At 69.2% G+C, this 7,866-nt stretch carries 7 protein-coding genes; 3 read left to right on the forward strand and 4 right to left on the reverse strand.

What is annotated here, in order from left to right; genetic code table 11:
* Positions 1-294 precede the first annotated feature (294 nt).
* On the reverse strand, positions 295-951 hold the full coding sequence (locus MKL09_RS14450) for a peptidase inhibitor family I36 protein (RefSeq protein WP_244021075.1): 657 nt from the start codon (positions 949-951) through the stop codon (positions 295-297).
* 98 nt (positions 952-1,049) lie between these two features.
* Entirely contained in the window at positions 1,050-1,682 is a 633-nt protein-coding gene (locus MKL09_RS14455) for a 2OG-Fe(II) oxygenase (protein ID WP_243967090.1), read from the reverse strand.
* A gap of 296 nt (positions 1,683-1,978) precedes the next feature.
* On the opposite strand from MKL09_RS14455, the gene MKL09_RS14460 reads away from it, so the two are divergent.
* The 3 genes from MKL09_RS14460 to MKL09_RS14470 all read left to right on the forward strand — a co-directional run bounded on the left by MKL09_RS14460 (position 1,979) and on the right by MKL09_RS14470 (position 4,979).
* The gene (locus MKL09_RS14460) at positions 1,979-2,299 is read left to right on the forward strand and encodes a hypothetical protein (protein WP_244021077.1); all 321 of its coding nucleotides are present in this window, start codon (positions 1,979-1,981) and stop codon (positions 2,297-2,299) included.
* A 152-nt stretch (positions 2,300-2,451) separates the two neighbouring features.
* Positions 2,452-4,563, forward strand: a complete 2,112-nt coding sequence (locus MKL09_RS14465; protein ID WP_244021079.1) for an ABC transporter ATP-binding protein/permease — start codon at positions 2,452-2,454, stop codon at positions 4,561-4,563.
* A 119-nt stretch (positions 4,564-4,682) separates the two neighbouring features.
* Positions 4,683-4,979: a hypothetical protein gene (locus MKL09_RS14470; RefSeq protein ID WP_244021081.1), complete on the forward strand. Its 297-nt coding sequence runs from the start codon at positions 4,683-4,685 to the stop codon at positions 4,977-4,979.
* A 78-nt stretch (positions 4,980-5,057) separates the two neighbouring features.
* On the opposite strand, the gene eda is transcribed toward MKL09_RS14470, so the two are convergent.
* Together eda and edd are read right to left on the reverse strand one after the other, a co-directional pair.
* Complete coding sequence (eda, locus tag MKL09_RS14475) at positions 5,058-5,687, reverse strand: bifunctional 4-hydroxy-2-oxoglutarate aldolase/2-dehydro-3-deoxy-phosphogluconate aldolase (RefSeq protein WP_244021083.1); 630 nt, start codon at positions 5,685-5,687, stop codon at positions 5,058-5,060.
* A 23-nt stretch (positions 5,688-5,710) separates the two neighbouring features.
* Complete coding sequence (gene edd / locus MKL09_RS14480; RefSeq protein ID WP_244021085.1) at positions 5,711-7,537, reverse strand: phosphogluconate dehydratase; 1,827 nt, start codon at positions 7,535-7,537, stop codon at positions 5,711-5,713.
* Positions 7,538-7,866 lie beyond the last annotated feature (329 nt).

The raw sequence follows: 7,866 nt of genomic DNA on the forward strand, positions 1-7,866 counted from the left end.
CCGCATCGACGGAAGGATGCGGCTCACCGGGGATGACACGCCGAGCCAGGCTGCGGCGCGGATCGTATTGGACGCCGCCGGCGGGCGGGTGAGTGGGGTCGTTTGACGTATCGGTCGCACGCCCGACGGACAGAAAAACCACCTCGTCATTGCGAGCGCAGCGAAGCAACCCAGCAATCCGCTATGGTCTGAGATCGCGCGCTGCACTGGGTTGCTTCGCTGCGCTCGCAATGACGGAGTTGGTGCGCAGGCTGGACGGACTAACCAGAAACCGTATGTTTGGCCGAGTGCCCCTCAACCCCCGCGCCGGCCGCAGCGGACATAGGCGGCGGTGCCACGGCCGCTCGACCAAGTGAGGCGGTCACCGGCGACCATGAGGCGGACCTGCGAGGACCAGTGCCGGCCGCGGTCGCTGCATTCGGCGCCCATCACCCAGGCGTTGCCGACCCGCCGGCTGTCGTGGAAGTTGCAGATCGTCCGGCCGGCCCGGGCGCGTTCCTGGGTGATCGTAGCCGGGATGAAGCCCCGGCGGCGGGAGCGGGCGCCGCATGCCTCGACGGTCGGACCCCAGATCCCGACGAACTCGGCGCTGACCGAGGTCTGCGGCTTTGCTGCGGCGGCCGCCATCGGGGCGGAGGCCGCCGCCCGCGTGCTCGGCGCCGCCGGGCTCGGAGCCGCCTGCGTCGCGGCCTGCAGCGCGGCGTCCGGGCGCTGCACGTCGGGGATAGCCTCGTCCGGCATGTCGAGCATCACCACCCGGCGGCCGAACGGCTTCGGCGCCGGCCGGGTCTCGGCCGGCTGGGACCGGAACGGCAGATCCTCGGTGAGGTAGGCCGCGCTGTAGGCGAACAGACCGGCCCAGCCGAGCACGAGGAGCACGGGCACGACGTAGCGACGCTTGGAACCGGTTCGGGCGTCATCGCCCGGATCGGCCAGCACCAGCGCGCCCATCGTACCCCCCTGGTCCCGGAATCCCGCGTCGATTCGGTGGCCGATCCGTAGGCTAAAAGGATGCCTCAACAAGATCCTGGGTGAAACAGCCGTGTCGCTCAGCGTCCGAAAATCCCTTTCAGGAACTGCGCCGTGCGGTTGCGCTTGCGCTTGCGCTCCAGCTCCGCGGCGTCCTTGAGCCATGCCACCTGCACCACGCGGCGCTCGCCCTCGAACGGCTCGTGGCCGTGCCAGGAATTGTCGGCCCGCAGGAAGGCGAACATCGTGCCCATGGTCGGCGGCACCTCGACCGCGAAGGGTGCGTAGTTGCGGCCGTCGTAGAGCACGCGCAGGCGGCCGGCGGCCGGGGCGTCCCAGGCGTCGTTCATGTAGACCAGCAGCGTCAGCACCTTCGACGGCCCGTCGGTGTGGATCGAGCCATATTTCAGCTGACTCTTCCGCATGATCGTGGTCAGCCGCGGGCAGGAGACCAGGTCGATGCCGAACTTCTCGCCGAGGATCTCCGAGAACGCGTCGCTCTCCAGCTCGTCGATCAGCGCCTTGAAGCGGCCCTTGAGGGCGACCTCGTCCACCGTGAGGTAGCCGGGCTTGGCGATATCCGGGAAGTCGCGCCGGATCGCGTCGATCGCGTCCGGGTTCAGGACGTTGGTGCCGAGCGTGTACGGATAGGGCTCGCGGGCCACCGGGGCGGCGCGCACGGCCGAAACGTCGAGGATCGAGAGGGCGGACATCAGCGGGTCCCTGGGCTCCAGCGCGCGACGGCCGGCACGCCGGGCGCCGGAGGCGCGTGCCGGGGGGCCAACCGGGAGGCTCGTGCCGGGGCAGCCCCTAGGGGCATCCGCAGTCACGAAATCTCAAGCACTCTCCGTGGTCCCGGAATCCCATAATCCGGTGATTGCGGCGGTCCAACGGCGAAAGCCGTGTGGTGGCGCATTCCGGTGACAGTCTCGGGCCGCCCGGCCGTGCAGGATGGCGCGATGTCCGAGGATTGTCCGCTCGGATGCGTGAGTTCTGGAATCCATTCTTGATGAGGCCGCTGGTCCTCGCTTGGCTGTGCCTTCACCTTGTCGCCGCGGCGACCGGGGCGGGTGCGCTCGCCCAGCCGTCGCGCTCGCCGCGTCCAGCCGGCACGGCGCGGATGACCTGCGCGGACGCGATGGCCCTGGTCAAGAACGAGGGTGACGTGGTGATCGCCGGGGGCACGGCGCCCGAGCGCTTCGTCAGCGGCCCCGGCCAGTGCAGCGGCTCCGAGATTGCCGAGCTGCGCTTCGTCCCAACCCGCGACAATCCGCAATGCCCGATCGGCTATCGCTGCCGCGAACCGGGTTTTGAGGAGTGGAACTGGTAGCCTCGCGGGGCTCATCGGGGTCCGCCCCGGCCGATCCTGACCAAACTTTCACGTGACAGCGCACGCGAAGTGCCACGTTGTCGCCACGACCCAGGGCCAAGGCCGCCGGGTTGCGTTCCCAGAGGGACGCTCACGTAAGGCGGGAGACACGCGTGGCTTCACTCAGGACCGGGCTCGGGATCCAGGCCGTGCTCACGGCCGTGGCCGCGCTGATCCTGCTGGCGCTTCCGGGGATCCCCAGCCCGCCGCTCTACGTCTCGCTCGCCGGCTTCGTGATGGCCGGCATCCTGATCGCCGCCAACGGCATCTCGGCCTACCTGAAGGTCTTCGTCTCGGTCTACGGGCTCGGCTATCTGCTGCTCGCCGGCATGAAGACCGTGGCTGCCATGGGCCTGCTGCCCCCGGTGGTCGCCGCGCTGCTGCCGCCCGACTTCGCCGCCACCGGCGCGGTGGTGTTCGGCGCCATCGTGCTTGCCGTCTCGCATCTCGAGCCGATCCGGGCGATCACCGACATCGCCGATCCGTATTTCGCCAATCGCGACACGCCGACCAAGGAGATCGGCCTGTTCCGCTGGTTCGGCAGCACCGAGGGCCGGATCGGCCGCAACCTCGTCGCCCTGTCGATCTTCGTGAACTTCGCCGACGTGGCCCTGACGCTACGGTTCAACTTCTTCTACCGCGACATCTACAACTCGCTGCAGGAATACGACGCGGCGGCGTTCTGGTACCAGCTGCTCTGGATCTTCATCCCGCTGGCCACGCTCAACATCGCCATCGGCATGTTCGACCTGTTCGTCGATTCCTCGCTGCATATCCGCTGGCGCACCTGGCTGACCCACAGCCTGTACGAGCGCTGGCTCGGCAACGGCACCCATTACCGCATCCCGTTCACTGACGAGGAGGCGGACAATCCGGATCAGCGTATCCAGGCCGACGTCAACCTGTTCATCCAGCAGACCGCGAGCCTGTCGATCCGGCTGCTCAGCCAGGCGGCGCAGCTGGTCTCGTTCATCGTGATCCTGTGGACCCTGTCGCGCGACTTCGTCGTGCCGTTCACCGACACGGTGATCCCGGGCTTCCTGGTCTGGCTGGTGATCGCCTACGCGGTGGTCGGCACCTGGCTGACCCACCTGATCGGCCGGCCCCTGATCGGGCTGAACTTCCGGCAGGAGCAGGTCGAGGCCGATTTCCGCTTCTCGCTGGCCCGCAACCGGATTTACTCGGAGCAGATCGCGCTGCTGCGCGGGGAGCGCGCGGAGGCGACCCGGCTCAGCTCGCTGTTCCACAGCATCATCGACAACTACGTCGGCATCATCTTCCGCCGGATCAAGCTGATCGCATTCACGTTCAGCTACCGGCAGGCGAGCGTGATCTTCCCGATGGTGCTCGCCGCGCCGTCGTTCTTCGCCAAGAAGATTACCCTGGGGGCGCTCCAGCAGACCTCGCAGGCGTTCTCGCAGGTGCAGAGCTCCCTGTCGTTCTTCGTGGATTCCTACACGACGCTCGCCTCGTACAAGGCCAACACCATTCGTCTGGGCTCCTTCCGGCGGGCGATGAGCAAAGCCGAGGCTTTGGAATCGGCTGGCTACGGGCTGGTCCAGGGCAACGAGACCACCAACGGCGTCACCGCCCGCGGGCTGGTGCTCGCGCTGCCGGACGGCCGCGAGATCGTCTCGGCGCCCGAGCTGACCCTGGCCAAGGGCGGCGCCACGCTGGTCACCGGCCCCTCGGGCTCCGGCAAGTCGACGCTGTTCCGGGCGATCGCCGGGATCTGGCCGTTCGGCAAGGGCCGGGTCGACGTGCCGGCCGGGCAGTCGACGCTGCTGCTGCCGCAGCGGCCCTACATTCCGCAGGGGACCTTGCGCGGCGCGGTGGTCTACCCGAACACCACCGACCAGTTCTCGGACGACGCGATCCGCGACGCCCTGACCGCCGCCCAGCTGCCGCATCTCGTCGACCGTCTAGACGAGACCGACACCTGGGAGCGGCGCCTGTCCGGCGGCGAGCAGCAGCGCCTCGCCATCGCCCGGGTGATCCTGGCGAAGCCCGCCTGGCTGTTCCTCGATGAATCGACCGCCTCCCTCGACGAGCCGTCCGAGGCGAAAATCTACCAGATGCTGCGCGAGCGGCTGCCCGACACCACCATCGTGTCCATCGGCCACCGCTCGACGCTCGACGCGTTCCACGAGCGGCGGATCGTTCTGGAACCGCAGGGCGGTCTTTTCACGCCCCGGGAGCGCCGCGAGCCGCAGCCGGCCGAGTAGGCAATATCCCTCTGGGTCACCGGGGAAAAATACCCCGCAGAAGTTGCGAGATGGAAATATTAAGGAACCTGCGGCTGCGGGGTCCGTTGGCCATGCGCTGAATAAAATCGGAGGAACGCATGACCAAGATCAAGACCCTTGCGGGCGCCGGCGCGCTCATCCTGATGTCGACCGCCGCCTTTGCGGCGCCGTGCGCGACCGGGACGACCGTGACGCGCGACAAGGAAGCCAGCAAGGCCTCGAACGTCGATCCGAGCACCACCGCCAAGACCTCGCCGGGTGCCAAGTCCGAATCCCCCGGGACCGTCGGCGCCATGAACAATGCCGGCACCGCCACGTCGCCGGCCGACGTCCAGGCCCAGTCTAACGGCAAGCCCACCGCCGCGCAGGCGGGCAAGGGCGGCGACGACTGCTGATTGTCGTCAATCCAGTTATCGGTTGATGGAACGCCCGCCCGGCCCAGCCGCGGCGGGCGTTCTTGTGTCCGGGGCTGGTCAGGCGGCCTTGCGCAGCCCGGACGCGGCCCGGGCCGCGTGCTCGATGGCCGCGCCGTCCGGTGCGCCGGGCTTCACCACCCAGCTGCCGCCGACGCAGAGCACCGATGGCACGGCGAGCCAATCCGGCGCGGTCGCCTCGGTGATGCCGCCGGTCGGGCAGAATTTCACCTGCCCGAACACGGCGGTGAGCGCCTTCAATGCCTTGATCCCGCCCGCGGCCTCGGCGGGAAAGAACTTGAATCGGTCGAGCCCGTGGTCGAGCCCGCGCATAATGTCGGCGGCGGTGGCAATGCCCGGCAGGTAGGGCACGCCGTTCGCCTTGGCGGCGTCGGTCAGCGGGTCCGTGAGCCCCGGCGAGACAATGAACTCGGCCCCCGCCGCCAGGGCGCGATCGAGGTCGCTCGGGTTCAGGACCGTGCCGGCCCCGACCACCGCTCCCTCGACCTGGGTCATCTCGCGGATCACATCCAGAGCGGCGGGGGTGCGCAGGGTAACCTCCAGGGCGGTCAGCCCGCCCGCCACCAGCGCCTCGGCGATTGGCCGCGCCTGGGCGACATCCTCGATGACGAGGACCGGGATGACGGGCACGGAGCGCATCAGCGCATCGATGCTGGTCAGATCGTTCATGATCGGCTTCTCCGGTTCGACGTTCAGAGGCCGGCGGCCGCGAGCATGGCCGAGGCGCCCCGCTCGGCGGTGTCGGCCCCGTGGCGCATGAAAGCGAACAGCTCCCGCCCGGTTCCGGCCTCCGGCACCGGCTGGATCGCCTCCTCGCGGGCGGCCAGTTCGGCCTCATCGACCAGCACCTCGAGCAGCCCTTCGGCGGCGCTGAGGCGGACGATGTCGCCGTCGCGGATCCGCCCGATGGCCCCGCCACCGAGCGCTTCGGGGCTGAGGTGGATGGCGGCGGGCACCTTGCCGGAGGCGCCGGACATGCGTCCGTCGGTGACCAGGGCGACCTTATGGCCGCGATCCTGGAGCACGCCGAGCGGCGGCGTCAGCTTGTGCAGCTCGGGCATGCCGTTGGCGCGCGGCCCCTGGAACCGCACCACGACGACCACGTCGCGCTCCAGTTCGCCGGCCTTGAACGCCTTGAGCACGTCGTCCTGATCGGAGAACACCCGGGCCGGGGCCTCGATGGTCCGGCGGCTCTCCTCCACGGCGCTGGTCTTGAACGTCGCCCGGCCGAGATTGCCGGTCACCAGCCGCATGCCGCCATCGGCCTGGAACGGGTTGTCGGGCCGGCGGATCATGGTGTCGTCCAGGCTCTCCGGCACCGCATCCTGGAAGGCCAGCTCGTCGCCGTCGAGCTTCGGGTCGCGGGCATGGTCGCGCAGGGACTGGCCGGCGACGGTGAGGATATCGTCGTGCAGCAGCCCGGCATCGAGCAGGGCCGCCATGACGAAGCTCATGCCGCCGGCGGCGTGGAAGTGGTTCACGTCGCCCGCGCCGTTCGGGTAGACCCGTGCGATCAGCGGCACGGCGTTGGACAGCCGGTCGATATCCTCCCAGTCGATCACGATGCCGGCGGCGCGGGCGATGGCCGGAAGGTGGATCGCGTGGTTGGTCGAGCCGCCGGTGGCGAGCAGGCCGACCGCGGCGTTCACGATTGCCTTCTCGTCCACGCACAGGCCGAGCGGCCGGTAATCGTTGCCGACGGCGCCGATCTCGGTGAGCCGGTGGATCGCCGCCCGGGTCACGGCCTGGCGCAGCTTCGTGCCCGGATTGATGAACGAGGCGCCCGGCATGTGCAGGCCCATCATGTCCATCATCATCTGGTTCGAGTTGGCGGTACCGTAGAACGTGCAGGTCCCGGCCCCGTGATAGGAGGCGGATTCGGATTCGAGCAGCTCGGCGCGGCCGACCTTGCCCTCGGCGTAGAGCTGGCGGATCCGCTGCTTCTCCTTGTTGGCGAGCCCCGAGGGCATCGGCCCGGCCGGGATCAGGATCGTCGGCAGGTGGCCGAAGCGCAGCGCGCCGATCAGCAGGCCCGGCACGATCTTGTCGCAGATGCCCAGCAGCGCAGCGCCGTCGAACATACCGTGGCTCAGGCCCACCGCGGCGGAGAGCGCGATCGTGTCCCGGGAGAACAGCGATAGCTCCATGCCGCGCTGCCCTTGCGTGACCCCGTCGCACATCGCCGGCGTGCCGCCGGCCACCTGGGCGGTGGCACCGCGCTCGCGGGCGAACACCTTGATCTGGTCGGGATAGCGCCCGTAGGGCTGATGCGCCGACAGCATGTCGTTGTAGGCGGTGACGATGCCGATATTCATCACCGTCCGGCCGTCGCGCAAAGCCGGCTTGTCCTCGCCGGAGGCGGCGAAGCCGTGGGCGAGGTTGCCGCAGGCGAGCGTCGGCCGGTGCACGCCCGAGTCGCGCTCCCAGGCGATCAGGTCGAGATAGGTCCGCCGGGACTCGCGGGAGCGCGCGACGACCCGCTCGGTGACCGCCGCGACCTCGGGATGAAGCTCGGTCATGCTCGTTCCTCCGTCCAGGATGGCGACGGGCCGCCGACTCGGAGCCATGTCCGGCTCCGGCGGCGCAACCGCCTCGCGCGCCGGTATCTAAGGGGTGTGCCGCGGGAAGTAACCCGGTCGCCGCGCGGGGAGCTGGAGCGTCGGGCGCACGACCGAGGGTATCGCGGGCCTTAAGATCTGCAAATCTCTCCCCTCATCCTTGTAAGTCAGTCGGCGTCCGATCTGGTAAGGTCGGATCCGCGGCGACGGGCAGGACCCCGGCTCATCCTGGGGCACTGAAGCCCGCACCTCAGCTTGGGAGCCTGCCCGTTCCTTCCACGACCCCGGAC

Source organism: Methylobacterium sp. J-048 (genome assembly GCF_022829515.1).
Taxonomy (GTDB): domain Bacteria; phylum Pseudomonadota; class Alphaproteobacteria; order Rhizobiales; family Beijerinckiaceae; genus Methylobacterium.

Excerpts from the sequence above, each read along its gene's own strand:
- eda (WP_244021083.1), bottom strand. The coding sequence starts at position 5,687 with ATGAACGATCTGACCAGCATCGATGCGCTGATGCGCTCCGTGCCCGTC.
- MKL09_RS14460 (WP_244021077.1), top strand. The coding sequence starts at position 1,979 with ATGAGGCCGCTGGTCCTCGCTTGGCTGTGCCTTCACCTTGTCGCCGCG.
- MKL09_RS14450 (WP_244021075.1), bottom strand. The coding sequence starts at position 951 with ATGGGCGCGCTGGTGCTGGCCGATCCGGGCGATGACGCCCGAACCGGT.
- edd (WP_244021085.1), bottom strand. The coding sequence starts at position 7,537 with ATGACCGAGCTTCATCCCGAGGTCGCGGCGGTCACCGAGCGGGTCGTC.
- MKL09_RS14455 (WP_243967090.1), bottom strand. The coding sequence starts at position 1,682 with ATGTCCGCCCTCTCGATCCTCGACGTTTCGGCCGTGCGCGCCGCCCCG.
- MKL09_RS14470 (WP_244021081.1), top strand. The coding sequence starts at position 4,683 with ATGACCAAGATCAAGACCCTTGCGGGCGCCGGCGCGCTCATCCTGATG.